The organism is Pseudomonas aylmerensis (assembly GCF_001702265.1).
Classification (GTDB): domain Bacteria; phylum Pseudomonadota; class Gammaproteobacteria; order Pseudomonadales; family Pseudomonadaceae; genus Aquipseudomonas; species Aquipseudomonas aylmerensis.
The window spans coordinates 326,569-343,167 of sequence record NZ_MAUE01000010.1 but is presented as its reverse complement, the minus strand read 5'-3'; the positions used below and the strand labels follow the sequence as shown (position 1 = coordinate 343,167).

At 60.6% G+C, this 16,599-nt stretch carries 15 protein-coding genes; 7 read left to right on the top strand and 8 right to left on the bottom strand.

Annotated elements, in window-relative coordinates:
- The first annotated feature begins 114 nt into the window (after positions 1 to 114).
- Positions 115 to 507 (top strand): RidA family protein, encoded by a 393-nt coding sequence (locus BBG20_RS07755; protein WP_065901888.1) that lies wholly within the window; start codon positions 115 to 117, stop codon positions 505 to 507.
- 1 nt (position 508) lies between these two features.
- On the opposite strand, the gene ppnN is transcribed toward BBG20_RS07755, so the two are convergent.
- Both ppnN and BBG20_RS07745 read right to left on the bottom strand, forming a co-directional pair.
- Positions 509 to 1,882: a nucleotide 5'-monophosphate nucleosidase PpnN gene (ppnN, locus tag BBG20_RS07750; protein ID WP_065901886.1), complete on the bottom strand. Its 1,374-nt coding sequence runs from the start codon at positions 1,880 to 1,882 to the stop codon at positions 509 to 511.
- A gap of 151 nt (positions 1,883 to 2,033) precedes the next feature.
- Positions 2,034 to 2,858: an aspartyl/asparaginyl beta-hydroxylase domain-containing protein gene (locus BBG20_RS07745; RefSeq protein ID WP_065901884.1), complete on the bottom strand. Its 825-nt coding sequence runs from the start codon at positions 2,856 to 2,858 to the stop codon at positions 2,034 to 2,036.
- A gap of 310 nt (positions 2,859 to 3,168) precedes the next feature.
- Between BBG20_RS07745 and fabV the strand changes: the two genes are divergently transcribed.
- On the top strand, positions 3,169 to 4,362 hold the full coding sequence (fabV, locus tag BBG20_RS07740) for an enoyl-ACP reductase FabV (RefSeq protein ID WP_065901882.1): 1,194 nt from the start codon (positions 3,169 to 3,171) through the stop codon (positions 4,360 to 4,362).
- Positions 4,363 to 4,418: 56 nt separating this feature from the next.
- On the opposite strand, the gene BBG20_RS07735 is transcribed toward fabV, so the two are convergent.
- On the bottom strand, positions 4,419 to 5,651 hold the full coding sequence (locus BBG20_RS07735; protein WP_083221342.1) for an anthrax toxin-like adenylyl cyclase domain-containing protein: 1,233 nt from the start codon (positions 5,649 to 5,651) through the stop codon (positions 4,419 to 4,421).
- 303 nt (positions 5,652 to 5,954) lie between these two features.
- On the opposite strand from BBG20_RS07735, the gene BBG20_RS07730 reads away from it, so the two are divergent.
- Positions 5,955 to 6,578: an HAD family hydrolase gene (locus BBG20_RS07730; protein WP_065901880.1), complete on the top strand. Its 624-nt coding sequence runs from the start codon at positions 5,955 to 5,957 to the stop codon at positions 6,576 to 6,578.
- Here the strand turns inward: BBG20_RS07730 and BBG20_RS07725 are convergent.
- The gene (locus BBG20_RS07725; RefSeq protein ID WP_065901875.1) at positions 6,575 to 7,480 is read right to left on the bottom strand and encodes a LysR family transcriptional regulator; all 906 of its coding nucleotides are present in this window, start codon (positions 7,478 to 7,480) and stop codon (positions 6,575 to 6,577) included. The two genes, BBG20_RS07730 and BBG20_RS07725, sit on opposite strands and share 4 nt — an antisense overlap.
- A gap of 103 nt (positions 7,481 to 7,583) precedes the next feature.
- Here BBG20_RS07725 and BBG20_RS07720 point away from each other — a divergent pair, with 103 nt between their 5' ends.
- Positions 7,584 to 8,753: an aspartate aminotransferase family protein gene (locus tag BBG20_RS07720; protein ID WP_065901873.1), complete on the top strand. Its 1,170-nt coding sequence runs from the start codon at positions 7,584 to 7,586 to the stop codon at positions 8,751 to 8,753.
- Positions 8,754 to 8,813: 60 nt separating this feature from the next.
- Here BBG20_RS07720 and punR read toward each other — a convergent pair whose 3' ends face one another.
- Positions 8,814 to 9,728 (bottom strand): DNA-binding transcriptional activator PunR, encoded by a 915-nt coding sequence (gene punR, locus BBG20_RS07715; protein ID WP_065901871.1) that lies wholly within the window; start codon positions 9,726 to 9,728, stop codon positions 8,814 to 8,816.
- 122 nt (positions 9,729 to 9,850) lie between these two features.
- On the opposite strand from punR, the gene punC reads away from it, so the two are divergent.
- Complete coding sequence (punC, locus tag BBG20_RS07710) at positions 9,851 to 11,041, top strand: purine nucleoside transporter PunC (RefSeq protein ID WP_065901869.1); 1,191 nt, start codon at positions 9,851 to 9,853, stop codon at positions 11,039 to 11,041.
- Positions 11,042 to 11,143: 102 nt separating this feature from the next.
- Here punC and BBG20_RS07705 read toward each other — a convergent pair whose 3' ends face one another.
- The gene (locus BBG20_RS07705) at positions 11,144 to 11,977 is read right to left on the bottom strand and encodes a nucleoside-binding protein (protein WP_065901867.1); all 834 of its coding nucleotides are present in this window, start codon (positions 11,975 to 11,977) and stop codon (positions 11,144 to 11,146) included.
- Positions 11,978 to 12,135: 158 nt separating this feature from the next.
- Here BBG20_RS07705 and BBG20_RS07700 point away from each other — a divergent pair, with 158 nt between their 5' ends.
- Positions 12,136 to 13,638 (top strand): nucleobase:cation symporter-2 family protein, encoded by a 1,503-nt coding sequence (locus BBG20_RS07700; protein WP_065901865.1) that lies wholly within the window; start codon positions 12,136 to 12,138, stop codon positions 13,636 to 13,638.
- Positions 13,639 to 13,738: 100 nt separating this feature from the next.
- Here the strand turns inward: BBG20_RS07700 and BBG20_RS07695 are convergent, their stop codons facing one another.
- Complete coding sequence (locus BBG20_RS07695) at positions 13,739 to 14,665, bottom strand: proline iminopeptidase-family hydrolase (RefSeq protein ID WP_065901863.1); 927 nt, start codon at positions 14,663 to 14,665, stop codon at positions 13,739 to 13,741.
- 95 nt (positions 14,666 to 14,760) lie between these two features.
- On the bottom strand, positions 14,761 to 15,525 hold the full coding sequence (locus BBG20_RS07690; protein ID WP_065901861.1) for a LuxR family transcriptional regulator: 765 nt from the start codon (positions 15,523 to 15,525) through the stop codon (positions 14,761 to 14,763).
- Positions 15,526 to 15,708: 183 nt separating this feature from the next.
- On the opposite strand from BBG20_RS07690, the gene BBG20_RS07685 reads away from it, so the two are divergent.
- On the top strand, positions 15,709 to 16,596 hold the full coding sequence (locus BBG20_RS07685) for a proline iminopeptidase-family hydrolase (RefSeq protein WP_065901854.1): 888 nt from the start codon (positions 15,709 to 15,711) through the stop codon (positions 16,594 to 16,596).
- Positions 16,597 to 16,599 lie beyond the last annotated feature (3 nt).

The following is a 16,599-nucleotide window of genomic DNA, read 5'->3' as shown; positions in this document are numbered from 1 at the left end:
ACAGAGGACAATATCCGTTGGTCCATAGGTCGCTCATCTGGTGTGGGTTAGTCGGAACAGGTAAAACACTAGTCCGAACTGTTCCCGCCCACAGGGTTTAAAGAGATACAAACCATGACCGACCGCTTTCTCATCATTCCCCCTTCCATGCACCCCATCGTCGAGCGCGCCGGCTACGTGCCGGCGGTCAAAGTCGGCAAGACGTTGTACTGCGCAGGCCAGGTCGGGCGGACGGCTGCATTGGCGGTGATCGAGGACCCCGAGGCGCAGTTCGTCGCGGCCTGGGAGAATCTGCGGGAGGTTCTGGAGGAGGGTGGCTGCACCTTCGACGACGTGGTGGACATGACCACCTATCACGTCAACATGAGCCAGCACATGGCGGTTTTTCGCGAGGTGAAAAACCGTCTGTTCCCACGCGGGCATTGCGCCTGGACCACGATCGGAGTGTCTGAACTGGCACACCCCGGTCTGCTGGTGGAAATCAAATGTGTGGCGGTACAACGCTAACTCATTGCACCACGCGGTAGCACGGTACGTACGCCGCGCCGCCCGGTAGCTTCATGCGGTGCTGGGCGACGAAAGCCTGCAATAGCTCGTCCAGCGGTTTCATGATGGCCGGGTCGCCGTGGATCTCATACGGACCATGCTGCTCGATCAGGCGGATGCCCTTGTCCTTGACGTTGCCTGCCACGATCCCCGAGAACGCGCGGCGCAAGTTGGCGGCGAGTTCGTGGGGCGGCAGCGCGTGGCTCAGTTGCAGGCTGGCCATGTTGGCGTGGGTCGGGTCGAACGGGCGCTGGAAACCTTCGTCGATTTTCAGCAGCCAGTTGAAATGGAACGCGTCATTGCGCTCGCGACGGAACTGTTTCACCGCCTTGAGACCCGCGGTCATCTGCCGCGCCACTTCGGCCGGGTCGTCGATGATGATCTGGTAGTGCGCCTGTGCGGCCTCGCCCAATGTAGCGCCGACGAAGGCATGCAGTTGTTGCAGGTACGGCGCGGCGTGCTTCGGCCCGGTGAGGATGACCGGGAACGGCAGGTCGCGGTTGTCCGGGTGCATGAGGATGCCCAGCAGGTACAGGAACTCTTCGGCCGTGCCGGCACCGCCCGGGAAGATGATGATGCCGTGGCCGACACGCACGAACGCTTCCAGGCGCTTCTCGATGTCCGGCAGGATCACCAGTTCATTGACGATCGGGTTCGGCGCTTCGGCGGCGATGATGCCCGGCTCGGTCAGGCCCAGGTAGCGGCCGCCGGTAATTCGTTGTTTGGCGTGGGAAATGGTCGCGCCTTTCATCGGACCTTTCATCACGCCAGGGCCGCAACCGGTGCACACGTCGAGGCTGCGCAGGCCGAGTTCGTGGCCGACTTTCTTGGTGTATTTGTATTCTTCGGTATTGATCGAGTGCCCGCCCCAGCACACCACGATTTTCGGCTCGACACCCGGGCGCAGCGTGCGCGCATTGCGCAGCAGGTGGAACACGTAGTCGGTGATGCCCTGGGAGTTGCTCAGGTCGATGCGCTGGCTGTCCAGCTCGTTCTCGGTGTAGACGATGTCACGCAGGGCGCTGAACAGCATCTCGCGGGTACTGGCGATCATCTCGCCATCGACGAAAGCGTCGGCCGGTGCGTTCAGCAGCTCCAGGCGCACGCCGCGATCCTGCTGGTGGATGCGCACTTCAAAATCTTTGTAGGCGTCGAGGATGGTCTTGGCGTTGTCGATATGCGCGCCGGTGTTGAGGATCGCCAGGGCGCATTGGCGGAAGAGGGTGTAGATGCTGCCGGTACCGGCTTCGCTCAGTTGCTGGACTTCACGTTGCGACAGGGTCTCGAGGCTGCCCTTGGGGCTGACGGAGGCATTGATGACTTGACGTTGGGGCATTCTGATTCCTTGAAAGCACAGCCACCGCGCCGGATAGAACTGCGCGATGGCTTGAGAATGATGGGCGCCGTAAACGGTCGCACGAGACGATTATTTACCTCAGGCATGCCGCCGAGTGCAAACACCGTCCAGCACCATCATGCCGCAGAAGTTACTGAATCAGCTTCCAGTTTTTGTAGAAAACCCGACGCAGGGTAAAGACCAGCCCGGCAAACCCCGCGATCACGGCGTTCAATACTGAAGGCAGCGGAGTCGGCCGTACGATATCGATAAACAGGCAGTAGCGTTTTGCATCATTCTTGTTGAAGGACGCGTGCATCAACGTGTCATCGAAGATAAACAGCGGGTCGTCGTGCCAATAGTGCTTGTGCTTGCCCACCTGGATGTAGACGCCGTCGTGATGGGGCGCCGGTGCCATGTTGTAGAGCACGCGAAACATCATGCGCAGCGGGCCGAAGTGGAAGGAGGTCGAACGGTTTTCGTTGAACACCGATACGCCGATAGTCTTCACGAACGGCAGCTTCTCCCGCAGTTGCGGAATGTTCAGCGTGGTTTCGATCGGCCGTCCGTACCATTGGAAAAACAGCATGCCGCGCTTCTTCTCGGCCATGCGTTCATCCAGGTAACCGATGATTTCATCCTTGTGAGCCATGGCATCACTGATCACCTGCTGCAGGTCTGCGCGCCAGGCGGGCGGCAGGTCGTCCATCGTATACACGTGACGGTTGCGCGAACTCAGCAGGTCGAACAGCGTGTTGAACGGCGCCAGCAGCCAGGTGTTACGACCGCTGCCGATAAAGTATTTCTTGATGGTGGGCGCGTCATACAAGCCATTGCGCAGGAAATCGTAAATGCCGCAGACCAGCACCAGGCCGAGAAACACCAGGGTGGTTTCGGGGAAGACCGCAATAATCAGCAATACGCCCAATACCCAGGCGATCGATACGGCCTTTTTATGCAACGCAGACTTGTTCATGACACTCAGCTCCAGCAGGACGCCATTCGACAGGTCCGGATCCGTGGCCGCGAGTGGTGGGGGGTTGAAACATATTGAAACAACTACGTCATGATAAGGCGTTCAGTGCCGGAGAGGCGTTTTAAATCGTGCAAAATTGTGAAGGCTCTACACCGTTTTTAACCGTTGCCCCGCGTGAGTGGATTGGATTTTGTAAACGGAAGATTTGCGACTATCGTGACGCTTCGGTTTTTCAGGCGTCATAGACCGGTACGATTGAAGTTGAATGGCCACCATTGGCCTTCGGCACCTTGGAAGAGGCAGAAATTTTATGATCATCAAACCGCGGGTTCGTGGCTTTATCTGTGTGACCGCTCACCCTGTTGGCTGTGAGGCGAACGTCAAGGAACAGATCGACTACGTCACCCAACACGGCGCCATCGAAGGCGGCCCGAAGAAGGTGCTGGTCCTCGGCGCTTCCACCGGCTACGGCCTGGCCGCGCGCATCAGTGCTGCGTTTGGCTGCGGCGCCGACACCCTGGGCGTGTTTTTTGAAAAAGAAGGCGAAGAAGGCAAGCTCAGCTCTGCCGGCTGGTACAACAGCGCCGCATTCGAGAAGTTTGCCGTCGAAAAAGGCCTGTACGCCAAGAGCATCAATGGCGATGCGTTCTCCGACGAGATCAAGCGCCTGACCATCGAAACCATCAAGAAAGACCTGGGCAAGATCGACCTGGTCGTCTACAGCCTGGCGGCGCCACGTCGCACCGACCCGCAGGGCGTGGTGCACAACTCCACCCTCAAGCCGATCGGCAAGGCCGTGACCCTGCGCGGGATCAACACCGACAAGGGCGTTGTGGTCGACACCACGCTTGAGCCGGCGACCCAGGAAGAAATCGACGGCACCGTGAAAGTCATGGGTGGCGAAGACTGGCAGCTGTGGATCGACGCCCTGCGTGACGCCGACGTGCTGGCCGAAGGCGCCAAGACCACCGCGTTCACCTACCTTGGCGAGAAGCTGACCCAGGATATCTACTGGAACGGCTCCATCGGCGAAGCCAAGAAAGACCTCGACAAGAAAGTCCTGACCCTGCGCGACAACCTCGCCGCACTGAAGGGCGACGCCCGCGTATCGGTGCTCAAGGCCGTGGTCACCCAGGCCAGTTCCGCGATCCCGATCATGCCGCTGTACCTGTCGTTGCTGTTCAAGGTGATGAAAGAGCAGGGCACCCACGAAGGCTGCATCGAGCAGGTCTACGGCCTGTTCAAGGACAGCCTGTACGGCACCGAGCCTAAGTTGGACGCCGACGGTCGCCTGCGCGCCGACCTGGCCGAGTTGGAGCCAAAGGTCCAAGACGCGGTAGCAGCCCTGTGGAACCAGGTTACCGACGAAAATGTCAACGAGATCAGCGATTTTGCCGGCTACAAGGCTGAATTCCTGCGCTTGTTCGGCTTCGAGATCGATGGCGTGGACTACGACGCTGATGTAAACCCTACTGTGAAGATCAACGGCCTCATTAACGCGTAAGCGCAGTGACCGGTAGCAGCCTCGATCATCTGAATATCGAGGCTGCCGCCTGGCGCTCAGCTCCGGTCAAAGGCTCGCGCCAGGCGCGCCTGCGCTTGGATGAAGCCTGGGCGTTTGACACTGATCACTTCTTTTTCCCACAGCGGATTCAGGGGCACGTGATAGCCGCTGTCTTTCGCGGTCCTTACCAGTTCTGCCATTTCCTTGCTGTTATTGATCAGGCAGATTTCGTCGAATTGGCCCAACTTGGCCGGCAGAAAAAAAGTCGCCGGATAGTTGGTCGCCACATCTGCAGCGGGGCTGCCTGAATCCGCGTTGTGGTGGACCACTCGCTCTGCATCGCCCACCAGCTTTTGGTTGATGAGCTCGATCATGTGCTTGATGCGCGGCGTGGCGTTACCGAGGTCGGGATCTTCTTTGCTATAAAAGTGGCCTGCGCTGTCAAAATCCGCGCGCAACGCTTCTGGCACTTGATAGTCGTCGACATCGGCGTGGCGATGCTTGTAGCTGTTGATGCGGTCTGTGTAAACACTATGAGCGATATCGGGTACGGGGAGTCTGTCCTGGCGACCGTAGTCGCTGATGTGAGGCGCGATCGTGTGCAGGTCATAGTCTGCCGTCAATGCCTTGCCCTCCGGACTTTTCGCCAGCACTTGCACGGGCTTGCCCTCTTGGCTGATGACATAGCGCTCGTCTGAAGACGAAGCGCGCTTGCCTTCGAATACATACTGCTGCTGGCTGGGCCCCAGGGCCTTGAGGTGGATAGTGCCGTCGTCGTCGGGCAGCGTCAGCTCAGAGAGCTTGCCCAGGCCGAGCAATTCATCCAGGCGGGCGCGGGAGATCTCCAGTGGGACGCTTACTGCATGGCCATCGCGAATGCATGCCTGTATTTGCTCGTTGGCGCGTGCGACTTTCTCCGGCGCCAGTGTTGCAGACTTCTCGAGCTTGCTAAGTGCCTGGTCCGCGCAGATCAGACCCGCCTGCGGCCCCCAGTCAGCGCTTTTTCCTTTGATATGGAAGTCCTTGGTGGGGTGCCCTTCCCGTATCAATCCGGTGGCGACGGATTCCACCGGGCGGATACCAATGATGGTGTTGGTCTGTGTTGCGAGGCTTTGCAAGGGAATCAGGTGGTCCGACAGGATTCCGGTCCCGTCCTGGGCACGTGCTGCCGCCGCTTCCACTGAATTCAACGCCGATTGCGCGTGACTCTGCGGATTGGAAGGGCGGGGCTCCAAGGGCGCCTGATTGCGGCTGGATGCAGAGCAATGGGCGTTGATCACGTTTGTCATGGGGAGCTCCAACTGAGGTTTCAGCATACCGTTGGATAATCCTTTCCAGTCTGAGGCATTCCCTCCTTTGCACGTCGGACCCTAAACAGATCGGTTGGCCTGGGCTAAATAAAAAATATGACTACTTGTATGCCCTACACTCGCGCGAGGGAGGTCAAAGCGCGATTATCGGGGATGCAGGCGCAGTTTATCTGTAGGTAAGCTGCGAAATTCCCAGAAAATTCCTACGTTTCTTTGTTCTTCTAGAAGCATGCCAGCATGCCAGACTCGTGTGCCTGTCACGCCACACTGAGGGGAGACCCCATGACCATTCGTGCAGTAGTCTTTGATTTCGGCGGTGTCCTGTTCGACTGGAACCCGCAGCACCTCTACCGTCAGCTGATTGCCGATGATCACGAGCGGCAACACTTTCTCGACACTGTCTGCACCCAGGCCTGGAACACCGAGCAGGACGCCGGCCGCAGCCTGGCAGAAGGCACTCGCCACCTCGTCGAGCAATACCCCGAACACGAACCCTTGATCCAGGCCTATTACGCCCGTTGGCACGAGATGCTGCGTGGCTCGTTGCCAGAAGGCGTGGCGATTCTCGAAGCGCTGCATGCCGCCGATATGCCGCTGTTCGGGCTCACCAACTGGTCCGCCGAGACCTTCCCTTATGCGCGGGCCAACTATCCGTTCCTGCAACGCCTGCGCGATATCGTGGTGTCGGGAGAGCTGAAGCTGATCAAGCCGGATGCGGCCATTTATCACGCGAGCCTCGCCCAGGTGCGGGCGCATCTGCCGGATATCCAGCCCGGTGAAGTGGTGTTTATCGACGACGTTGCCGGCAATATCGACGCTGCGGTCGCCTTGGGCTGGCAGGGTATTCACCATGTGTCGGCCGAGCGCACAGCAGCGCGCCTGCGCGAGTTGGGTGTGAGCTTCTAGCGCGCCCATTTTTCCATGGCGAAATCCACAAAGGCGCGCAATTTGGGCAGACGGTAGCGATCCTGTCTGTAGAGCAGGTGCATGGGACGCGAGGGCAGTTGGTAGCCGGGTAACAGGGCCACCAGCTTGCCGCTCTCCAGGTCCGGTTGTACCAGCGCGTCGGCCAGCATGATGATGCCCATGCCGTTGACGGCGGCCTGGCGCAAGCCTTGCGAGCTGTTGATGGTCAACGAGCCGGACACCGGCACCTCCACCTCGCCTTCCGCGCCGGTCATGCGCCAGAGTTTGTCGGTGTCTCGCCAGTTGTCGCTGGCCGGGTAGGCAAACGCCAGGCAGTCGTGCTGCTGCAGGTCGTCGGGTGTCTGCGGCGTGCCGCGACGCGCCAGGTACGCAGGTGATGCACACAGCGTGAGGGTGTAGGCCTGCAGGGGCCTGGCGATCAGGCTGGAAGTCTCCAGCTCGCCGAGGCGGATCGCCACGTCGAAGCCGCTGTCGACCAGGTCCATGCGCTCGTTGCTCAGCACCACGTACAGGTTGATCTGCGGGTAACGTTGGGCAAACTCGCTAAGGGCGGGCGTCAGGCGTTCGGTGCCGAACACCGGTGGCGCAGTGATGCGCAGGCTGCCTTTGGGGATTTCGCTGTGGGCTTGCTCCGCCAGTAGCTCGGAGTCGGCCACCAGGCCCAGCACCTCCAGGCATCGCTGGTAATACTGGCCGCCAAATTCCGTGAGGCTTTGCTTGCGGGTGGTGCGCTTGAGCAGACTGACGCCCAGCCGCTGCTCCAGGGCGCGCAGGTGATTGCCGACCATGGTGGTCGACATCCCGCATTCGTGCGCGGCGGCCGTCATGCTGCCGGTCTCCACCACTTTCACGTACACCGACATTGCCTGGAACAGATCCATTATCAAGCCCTGGTTTAAAGTTATTGCAGAGTTGCGCAGTTTATCCAGCTCAGATGGCTAACGATACTGCAGGCATCCCAACGATGCACTGGAGCCCGCCACCATGACTGCCGCCTGCCTGATGACCACCTACCAACCCATGGCCCTGAGTTTTACCCGCGGCCTGGGCACGCGCCTGTGGGACCAGCAGGGCCGCGAATACCTGGACGCGGTGGCGGGTGTGGCAGTGACCAATGTCGGGCATTCCCACCCCAGGTTGGTGGCGGCCATCAGCGAGCAGGCCGGTTTGCTCTTACACACTTCCAACCTCTACAGCATCGACTGGCAGCAACGCCTGGCCCAGCGCCTGACCCAGCTGTCAGGTCTGGATCGCGCGTTCTTCAACAACTCCGGCGCCGAAGCCAACGAGACGGCGCTGAAGCTGGCGCGGTTGCACGGGTGGAAAAAAGGCATTGAAGAGCCGCTGGTGGTGGTGATGGAGAACGCTTTTCACGGCCGTACGCTGGGGACCATGGCCGCGAGCGATGGTCCGTCGGTGCGCTTGGGTTTCCAGCGTTTACCGGGGGATTTCCTCAAAGTGGGCTTTGGGGACCTGGCGGCGCTGGAGGCGATCACCCGGACGTTTGGGGCGCGTATCGCGGCGGTCCTGCTCGAGCCGATCCAGGGCGAAAGTGGCGTACTGCCGGCTCCCGCCGGCTATCTGCAAGCCCTGCGTGATCACTGCACACGCCATGGCTGGCTGATGATGCTCGACGAAATCCAGACCGGCATCGGCCGCACTGGTGCCTGGTTTGCGTTCCAGCATGAAGGCATCGTGCCCGATGTCATGACCCTGGCCAAAGGTCTCGGCAACGGAGTGCCCATCGGCGCCTGCCTGGCCCGCACCGCAGTGTCCCAGCTGTTTACCCCGGGTAGTCACGGCAGCACGTTTGGTGGCAATCCACTGGCCTGCCGGGTGGGCTGCACCGTGCTGGATATCATCGAAGAACAGGGGTTGTTGCAGAACGCCGCACTTCAGGGCGAACGCTTGCTGGCGCGGTTACGCGTGGAGTTGAGTGAACACCCGCAGGTGCTGGCGATTCGTGGGCAGGGCTTGATGATCGGGATCGAATTGGCGACCCCGTATCGCGACCTGTCGCAGCGGGCGGCCCAGGAGCATGGCCTGCTGATCAATGTCACGCGGGGCAAGGTCATTCGCCTGCTGCCGCCGCTGACGCTGGACGCCAAGGAGGTCGAGATGATCGTACGCGCCATTAGCCGCCTATTGGATTGAAACGAGATCCGCCCTTGTAGGAACGGGCTTGTCCGCTCCTACGAGGGATCTTCATCATCCTCAGAGGTCGTTTCCGTTCAGCCACTCCTGGTTCATCGTTTCGGTATCTCCCAGGTATTCCAGCAACCAGGCCATGGCCGGGGACAGCTTGCCCTGTGCCCAGGCCACGCACGACGGGCTGGCCGGGAAGGGCCGCGACAGGTGCAGCGCCACCAATTCACCGCGTTCGATCCACGGCAGTACCTGATGCGCCGGTGCCATGCCGACGCAGAGGCCGTCGCGCAGGCAATCAATGGCGGAGGCCCAGTTGGGCACCACCAGGCGGCGTTGGTTATCCAGGGTCCAGGTGTCGCGCTTGGGCAGGTTGCGAGAAGTGTCGGTCATGCACAATGAGGCGAATGGGCGCAGTTGGTCGTCATTGAGCAACCCTTGCATGGCCGCCAATGGATGTTTCGCGCTGACCACACACAGCCAGTTCAACAAGCCCATGTCGCGAAAGGTGAAGTGACTGGCCACCGGCACCGCGCTGGTGGCACCGATGACGATATCGGTGCGCTCATCCGCCAGGGCATCCCACACGCCGTTGTACACCTCGTACTCCAGCAGCAATTCCACTTCAGGAAATTGCCGGTAGAAGTCCAGCACCAGTTGCCGACAACGCTGGGGCTTGACGATGGAGTCCACGGCCACCTTCAGCTGGCCGCTCCAGCCATTGGCAACCTGCTGGCACAAACGCCGGGTGCCGAGCATTTTTTTCATCACGCCGCGTGCTTCGTCGATAAACAGGCGGCCGGCGGGGGTCAGCTCGACGTCACGGTGACGCCGTACAAACAATGGAACCGCCAGCCACTCCTCAAGCTGACGCACCGTATAGCTGATGGCCGACGGCACGCGGTGCAGTTCCTGGGCAGCGGCGCTGAAGCTGCCGTGGCGCGCCACGGCATCGACCACATCCAGGGAATATTCGGACCACATGGCGGTTGCCTTCAAAAATATTGATAAGAGTGTCCAATTATTATCGCTTCACACAAAAACTGTCAGCTTCATAATGGGTGCCAGTCAGCAAATAGTTTGATGGCAGGATCTACAAGGCTTCAATGAAAAATTCTTTTGGTTTTACCGGGTATCTGGCGGGGCTGAGCATGCTCGGCTATTTGGCGATGGACATGTACCTGCCGGCGTTCGGCGCCATGGGCGAGCAGCTGCAGATCAGCGCAAGCGCGGTCGGCGCCAGCTTGAGTATTTTCCTCGCGGGCTTTGCGCTGGGGCAATTGTTGTGGGGGCCGTTGTCCGATCGACTGGGGCGCAAGCCGATCCTGCTCGCGGGCCTGAGCCTGTTCGTGCTCGGCTGTGCGGGGATGTTCTGGGTCGAAACGGCGCCGCAGTTGCTGGCCTTGAGGTTTATGCAAGCGGTGGGTGTGTGTGCCGCTGCCGTCAGTTGGCAGGCGCTGGTGATCGACCGCTACCCGGCCGACAAGGCTCACCGCGTGTTCGCCAGCATCATGCCGCTGATGTCGCTGTCGCCGGCCCTGGCGCCGCTGCTGGGCGCGATGGTACTGAATCACTTGGGGTGGCAGGCCATCTTCGGCGTATTGCTGGGGGTGTCGGTGTTGTTGCTGGTGCCGACCTTGTTCCTGCGCAGCCTGCCGAAACGTCCGATAGAAGAGGGCGAACCTACGCGTCTGGGGTATGGGCAATTGCTCACGTCCCGCGTGTTTACCGGCAATGTGATGATCTTTGCCGCGTGCTCGGCCAGCTTCTTCGCCTGGCTGACCGCTTCGCCGTTCATCCTTGGGGGCATGGGCTACAGCCCGAACGATATCGGCCTGAGCTACGTGCTGCCGACCCTCGCGTTCCTGATCGGTGGCTACAGCTGCCGCAGCGCCTTGCAGCGCTTCCAGGGCAAGACGCTGTTGCCGTGGCTGCTGCTGGCCTATTGCATCAGCATGGTTGCGTTGTACCTGGTCGCGACATTGACCTTGCCGACCCTCACCACGTTGCTGATTCCATTCTGCCTGATGGCGCTGGTCAACGGTGCCAGCTACCCGATTGTGGTAGCGAATGCACTGATGCCGTTTGCGGAAAACTCCGGCAAGGCGGCGGCCCTGCAAAACACCCTGCAACTGGGCCTGTGCTTTCTCAGCAGCCTGCTGGTGTCGTCGATGATCGATGAGCCGCTGATGATCACCGTGATCGTGATGCTGGCGACCGCACCGTTGGCGGTGCTGGGTTACTGGCTGGCGCGGCCGAAAACCGTCCATTCAGCGCTGGCGCCGGATCTGGAGTGACACCCCGGTCAAGCTGTAGGTGCTGGCTTGCCTGCAATGCGGACGACTGGGTGTATCAGGCACACCGAGCCGATGCGGTCGCAGGCAGGCCAGCGCCTGCCGTCAGAAGGTGATTTCCAGATTCACCGTCGGCGTTGACGTGCGGCTGCCCCGGCCGCCGTCCACGCCGAACTTGTTATGCCAGTACTCGTAACCCACCCCGAGGTACAGGTTCGGCTTCACGCTTTTACCCGGTCGCACCGCCACCATCAGTGCAGTGCGCATCAGCGCTTCCGGTGCCGTGTCACGGCCATGGTAGTCCTCGCCTTTTTCCCCGACGTAATTGATGAACCCTTGGAATTTCGCCGCGTGGTTGGCGATCTCGAAAGGACGCATCCACGTCAGGTTGAGCATGTAGGTGTCATCGAAGGTGTGGTTGGACTCCTGCGCGCCGGGGATGCCGGTGTGATTGCGTTCCTTGTAGTACATCAGGCTCAGGTCCAGCACCCCCACGGTGTTGAATTTCAGGGTCGGCCCGATCACCAGCGCACGCTTTTTTGCCGACGCGAAGTTGTTGTTGCGGTTGGCGTCGAAGCCCAGGGTCAACGCGTAGTCCTTGATCAGGCCAGTGCCCAGCGGCCTATCGAACACCCGTGATGCATACAACTGGTGCCGGTACACCGCGTACACCTCGCTGCCCCCGTGGTCGGTGCCCTTGCGCGGGTCGCGGCTGTCGGACAGGAACACATCCAGGTTCAGAAAATTACTGCCGTACGTGTAGCCGCTGGCATGGGTAAAGCTGTAGATGCGCTTGCTGAATTCGTCGGGGTTATTCGGGTTGGTGAACTGCTGGCCGTAGCGAAATCCTACGCTGTTGTTCATCCATTCCACCGCGACAGCCTCCCCGCCGCCGAGGAGGGTGAGTGCGACGGTTGCTCCCTGTAGGGCTTTTTTCATTGTTATCGGTCCTTGGGCGTTCTGGCTCATCACGGCCGGATTATTTTTGTAACGCCGATGGAGGGTATCTTGTTCGGTGGATTGTATACAACTCTATGGACATCCACTCCAAAGATTGCATACAGTGTCCGCACAACAAAAACAGAGAACCCCTCACCATGACTATCCCGAAGGCGTCACCGCAGCGGCCAGAAGATGAGAATCTCGGCGTCGCTGCCAACATGGCTTACGGCCTGCAGCATGTGCTCACCATGTACGGCGGCATCGTCGCGGTACCGTTGATCGTCGGCCAGGCAGCCGGGTTGTCGCCGGCAGATATCGGTCTGTTGATCGCTGCATCGCTGTTTGCCGGCGGCCTTGCAACGTTGCTGCAAACCCTGGGCCTGCCGTTTTTTGGCTGTCAGTTGCCGCTGGTGCAGGGCGTGTCGTTTGCTGGCGTGGCAACCATGGTTGCGATTGTCGGCAGCGACGGCGCCGGCGGGGTACCGGCGATTCTCGGCGCGGTGATGGCCGCGTCATTCATAGGCCTGCTGATCACCCCGGTGTTCTCGCGGATCACCCAGTTTTTCCCGCCACTGGTCACAGGCATCGTGATCACCACCATCGGCTTGACGCTGATGCCGGTGGCGGCGCGCTGGGCCATGGGCGGCAACAGCCGCGCGGCGGATTTCGGCAGCATGCCCAATATCGGCCTGGCGGCACTGACATTGGTGCTGGTGTTGTTGCTGAGCAAAATCGGCAGCGCGACCATCTCGCGCCTGTCGATCCTGCTGGCGATGGTGATCGGCACCGTGATTGCGGTGTTCCTCGGCATGGCCGACTTTTCCGGTGTTACCCAAGGGCCGATGTTCGGCTTCCCCACGCCTTTCCATTTCGGCATGCCGACGTTCCATGTGGCCGCGATCATTTCGATGTGCATCGTGGTGATGGTGACCCTGGTGGAAACCTCGGCAGATATCCTGGCGGTGGGTGAGATCATCGACACCAAGGTCGACTCCAAGCGCCTGGGCAACGGCCTGCGCGCCGACATGCTGTCGAGCATGTTTGCGCCGATCTTCGGTTCGTTCACCCAGAGCGCGTTTGCCCAGAACGTCGGCCTGGTGGCGGTCACCGGGGTGAAAAGCCGCTTTGTGGTGGCCACCGGCGGGCTGTTCCTGGTGATCCTCGGCCTGCTGCCCTTCATGGGGCGGGTGATCGCCGCGGTGCCGACTTCAGTGCTGGGCGGTGCCGGGATTGTGCTGTTCGGCACGGTGGCGGCCAGTGGCATTCGCACCCTGTCGAAGGTTGATTACCGCAACAATATGAACCTGATCATCGTCGCCACGAGCATCGGTTTCGGCATGATCCCGATTGCCGCGCCGAGTTTCTACGACCACTTCCCCACCTGGTTCGCGACCATTTTTCACTCAGGCATCAGTTCGTCGGCAATCATGGCGATCTTGCTGAACCTGGCGTTCAACCATTTCACCGCAGGCAACTCCGACCAGCAGTCGGTGTTCGTGGCGGGGACTGAGCGCAGCCTGTGCTTCCACGACGTGGCGGCCTTGCGCGAGGGGGATTACTTCAGCGGCGGCAAGTTGTTCGATGCCGAGGGCAAGGAGATTCCGATGGTGGCGGATGTGCCGAGGAAAATGACAAAGCCCGAAACCAGCCACGTTTAACCCTGTGGAAGCGGGCTTGGTCGCGAATGCGGTGGATCAGTCGAAACATAGGCCGGCTGACAGACCGCATTCGCGAGCAAGCCCGCTCTCACATGGAGATTCAACTGGCCTTGAGCACTTGGTGCGAACACACCTCATCCAGAAATTTCACCACCGTGCCCATGCACGCCTGGCGCTCTTCCACATGGGGCATGTGGCTGGAGTCTTCAAACAGCGCCCAGCGCACATCGGCGATTTCATCCAGGAACGGCTTGACCACCAGCGGGGTGGCCTCGTCATGCCGGCCGGAAATCACCAGGGTCGGGACATTGATTGCCGACAGGCGGCCAATCGACTTCCAGTCCTTCAAACTACCGATCACGTGGAATTCAGTCGGGCCGCTCATGGCGTGGTACACCGTGGGGTCCGAATCGACTTGGGCGAAGGTGCGCGCGACTTCTTCCGGCCATGGGTTGACCCGGCACACGTGGTGGTCATAGAACACCCGCGAGGCGGCGAGGTATTCCGGGTCCTGATAAGTGCCGGCGGCTTCATGCTTGAGCAGGGTTTCATGCACACCTTCGGGCAACAGCTTGCGCAGGCGGTTGGCCTCGCTGACCCAGGTGCGCATGCACGTCGGTGAGTTGGCCGGGATAAACGCCCGCAGGCCCTTGGGTTGCAGGATCGCGTGTTCACTGCCGAGCATGCCGCCCCAGGACTGGCCGAGGATCGCGTAGTCGTCGCTGATCTGCAGGTGGTCCAAGAGGTTGTTCAGCTCTGCGAGAAACAGGTCGACCGTCCAGAAAGAGCGAGCTTCGTCGGGCAGGTGGGTCGAGCGGCCGTTACCCAGTTGGTCGTAGTGGATGACGGCGTGGCCGCTGGCGGCGACATCCTTGAACGCGTCTACGTAGTCATGGGTGCAGCCGGGACCGCCGTGAATGACCACCAGCGGGGTGAGGCCGCTGGAGAGGTCGCCGGTGACGCGGTACCAGGTCTGGTAGGCACCAAACGCCGCATAGCCTTCGCGGATTTTTTCGATGAATTCCATTTCGTACCCTGCTCTCTTTGAAAAAGGATCAGGGACACGATAATGCGTGCGCGAAATTTAAGTAACTAGCAAAACAGCTAGGTTTTGCCCAGGGATCAATCTTCGAGCAGGCGGTAATGGGTGGCACGCACCACCGCCTGCACACGGTTCTTGGCCCCCAGCTTGTGCATCGCCGAGGCCAGGTGCAGGGTGACCACGGCCAATGAGCGGCTCAGTTGCGTGGCGATTTCGGCGGCAGTCAGGCCTTCGGCTGCCCATTTGAGGCACTCGCGCTCGCGCTTGGTCAGGTGAATATGCGGGTAAGTGCGCAGTTCCTTGCTGAACAACGGGTAGGCCGCTTCCTGCAATGCGTGGGAAATCAGGCTGAAGTCCGACAGGGTCTGCTGCGCATCCTGCAACACGGAATGTGCTGTGCCGGTCCGCAGGCCTGTGAGCGAGGCGAAGCCGCCACGGGGCAGGTGGATCGGCACGCTGACACCGCAGGTCAGTTGCTGGTCGTGCAGGTAGGACGAAACGGGGGCGTGGCAGGGGTCGATGATGGTTTGCAGGGCGGTGTCGGCCTTGGCTTCGTAGGACCAAACAAACGCCGACACCGTGCGCAAGGCCAGGTGTTGCACCGGGTCGATCTGGTAAAACCCTTTGCTGCACCACAACGCATGCCAGTCGGGCGGGGTGTTGCGCAGTTCCAGCACCGAGGGGGTGATCAGTGCACCATCCTGGTCAATCGGCACCGGGGTGTAGTCATACACCAGCGCGTCGAAACCCAGCTGTTGGGCGAGGATAAAAGTGTTGTCCATCTGCTCGTCCAGGCTCCTGCCCGGCATCAGACGCTGATTGAAGGCAGTTAGCTTGGCCAGCATCCGTTCTGCTCCCGAATTCATTTGAATCTCGACTTGCTGCAAGTAGAATGCCACGCCCCGGCGAAGGACAGCCAGGCCAAACCTATAAGAAATGCTAGGTTATGGACGCGCGGCATCCTCGGTAGTGTTGGCCCGACAAAAGGCCGCTACCTGCCAGGCCGACACAACACAAGGAATGTATGCATGTGGCGTGAAATTGCCCCCGACCAGCAGTACAACGTGCAAGTCGACGGCCATAACCTCGTGGCCTACAGCTTTGGCGAAGGCGATGAGGTGCTGCTGTGCCTCAATGGCGGCCCGGGCCTGCCGTGTGACTACTTGCGCGACGCCCATGGCTGGCTCAAGGAGCAAGGCCTGCGAGTGGTTGCATTCGACCAGCTTGGCACGGGCGCATCAGCCAGACCGACCGATGTTTCGCTGTGGGAAATCCGCCGTTATGTCGAAGAAGTTGAAACCGTGCGCCAAGCCCTGGGGCTGGGACGCGTGCACCTGCTCGGGCACTCCTGGGGCGGCTGGCTCGGTATCGAATACGCCATCCATTACCCCGACGCCCTGAAAAGCCTGATCCTCGAGAACACCGTCGGCGACATTCCCCACCTGTCCCAGGAACTCGAACGCCTGCGCGGCGCGCTCGGCAGCGAAACCGTGGCCATGATGCAGCGCCATGAGGCCATGGGCACCCTTGACCACCCGCAGTACCAGGCCGCGATCACCTTGCTCAACTACCGCCACGTCTGCCGCCTGGACGAGTGGCCCGAGCCGGTCAAGCGCTCCCTGGGCGACTGGAACATGGGGCCCTACAAAACCATGCAGGGGCCCAACGAATTCCTCTACATCGGCAACCTCAAGGACTGGAACCGCCTTCCTGAAATGGCCGCGTTCAAGATGCCGATCCTGATTACCACCGGCCAGCACGACGAACTCACCCCGGCCTGCGCCATGCGCATGAAAATGGCGGCCCGGCACGCCGAATTGCACGTATTCCCCAACAGCAGCCATATGCCATTTTATGAGGAGCCCCAGGCGTATTTCCCCGTGCTGCTGGACTTCCTCGCTCGCCATCGAGGTTGACGG

Bases quoted from the DNA above. Each gene is read 5' to 3' on its own strand.
- BBG20_RS07755 (WP_065901888.1), top strand. From the start codon at position 115: ATGACCGACCGCTTTCTCATCATTCCCCCTTCCATGCACCCCATCGTC.
- ppnN (WP_065901886.1), bottom strand. From the start codon at position 1,882: ATGCCCCAACGTCAAGTCATCAATGCCTCCGTCAGCCCCAAGGGCAGC.
- BBG20_RS07745 (WP_065901884.1), bottom strand. From the start codon at position 2,858: ATGAACAAGTCTGCGTTGCATAAAAAGGCCGTATCGATCGCCTGGGTA.
- fabV (WP_065901882.1), top strand. From the start codon at position 3,169: ATGATCATCAAACCGCGGGTTCGTGGCTTTATCTGTGTGACCGCTCAC.
- BBG20_RS07735 (WP_083221342.1), bottom strand. From the start codon at position 5,651: ATGACAAACGTGATCAACGCCCATTGCTCTGCATCCAGCCGCAATCAG.
- BBG20_RS07730 (WP_065901880.1), top strand. From the start codon at position 5,955: ATGACCATTCGTGCAGTAGTCTTTGATTTCGGCGGTGTCCTGTTCGAC.
- BBG20_RS07725 (WP_065901875.1), bottom strand. From the start codon at position 7,480: ATGGATCTGTTCCAGGCAATGTCGGTGTACGTGAAAGTGGTGGAGACC.
- BBG20_RS07720 (WP_065901873.1), top strand. From the start codon at position 7,584: ATGACTGCCGCCTGCCTGATGACCACCTACCAACCCATGGCCCTGAGT.
- punR (WP_065901871.1), bottom strand. From the start codon at position 9,728: ATGTGGTCCGAATATTCCCTGGATGTGGTCGATGCCGTGGCGCGCCAC.
- punC (WP_065901869.1), top strand. From the start codon at position 9,851: ATGAAAAATTCTTTTGGTTTTACCGGGTATCTGGCGGGGCTGAGCATG.
- BBG20_RS07705 (WP_065901867.1), bottom strand. From the start codon at position 11,977: ATGAAAAAAGCCCTACAGGGAGCAACCGTCGCACTCACCCTCCTCGGC.
- BBG20_RS07700 (WP_065901865.1), top strand. From the start codon at position 12,136: ATGACTATCCCGAAGGCGTCACCGCAGCGGCCAGAAGATGAGAATCTC.
- BBG20_RS07695 (WP_065901863.1), bottom strand. From the start codon at position 14,665: ATGGAATTCATCGAAAAAATCCGCGAAGGCTATGCGGCGTTTGGTGCC.
- BBG20_RS07690 (WP_065901861.1), bottom strand. From the start codon at position 15,525: ATGCTGGCCAAGCTAACTGCCTTCAATCAGCGTCTGATGCCGGGCAGG.
- BBG20_RS07685 (WP_065901854.1), top strand. From the start codon at position 15,709: ATGTGGCGTGAAATTGCCCCCGACCAGCAGTACAACGTGCAAGTCGAC.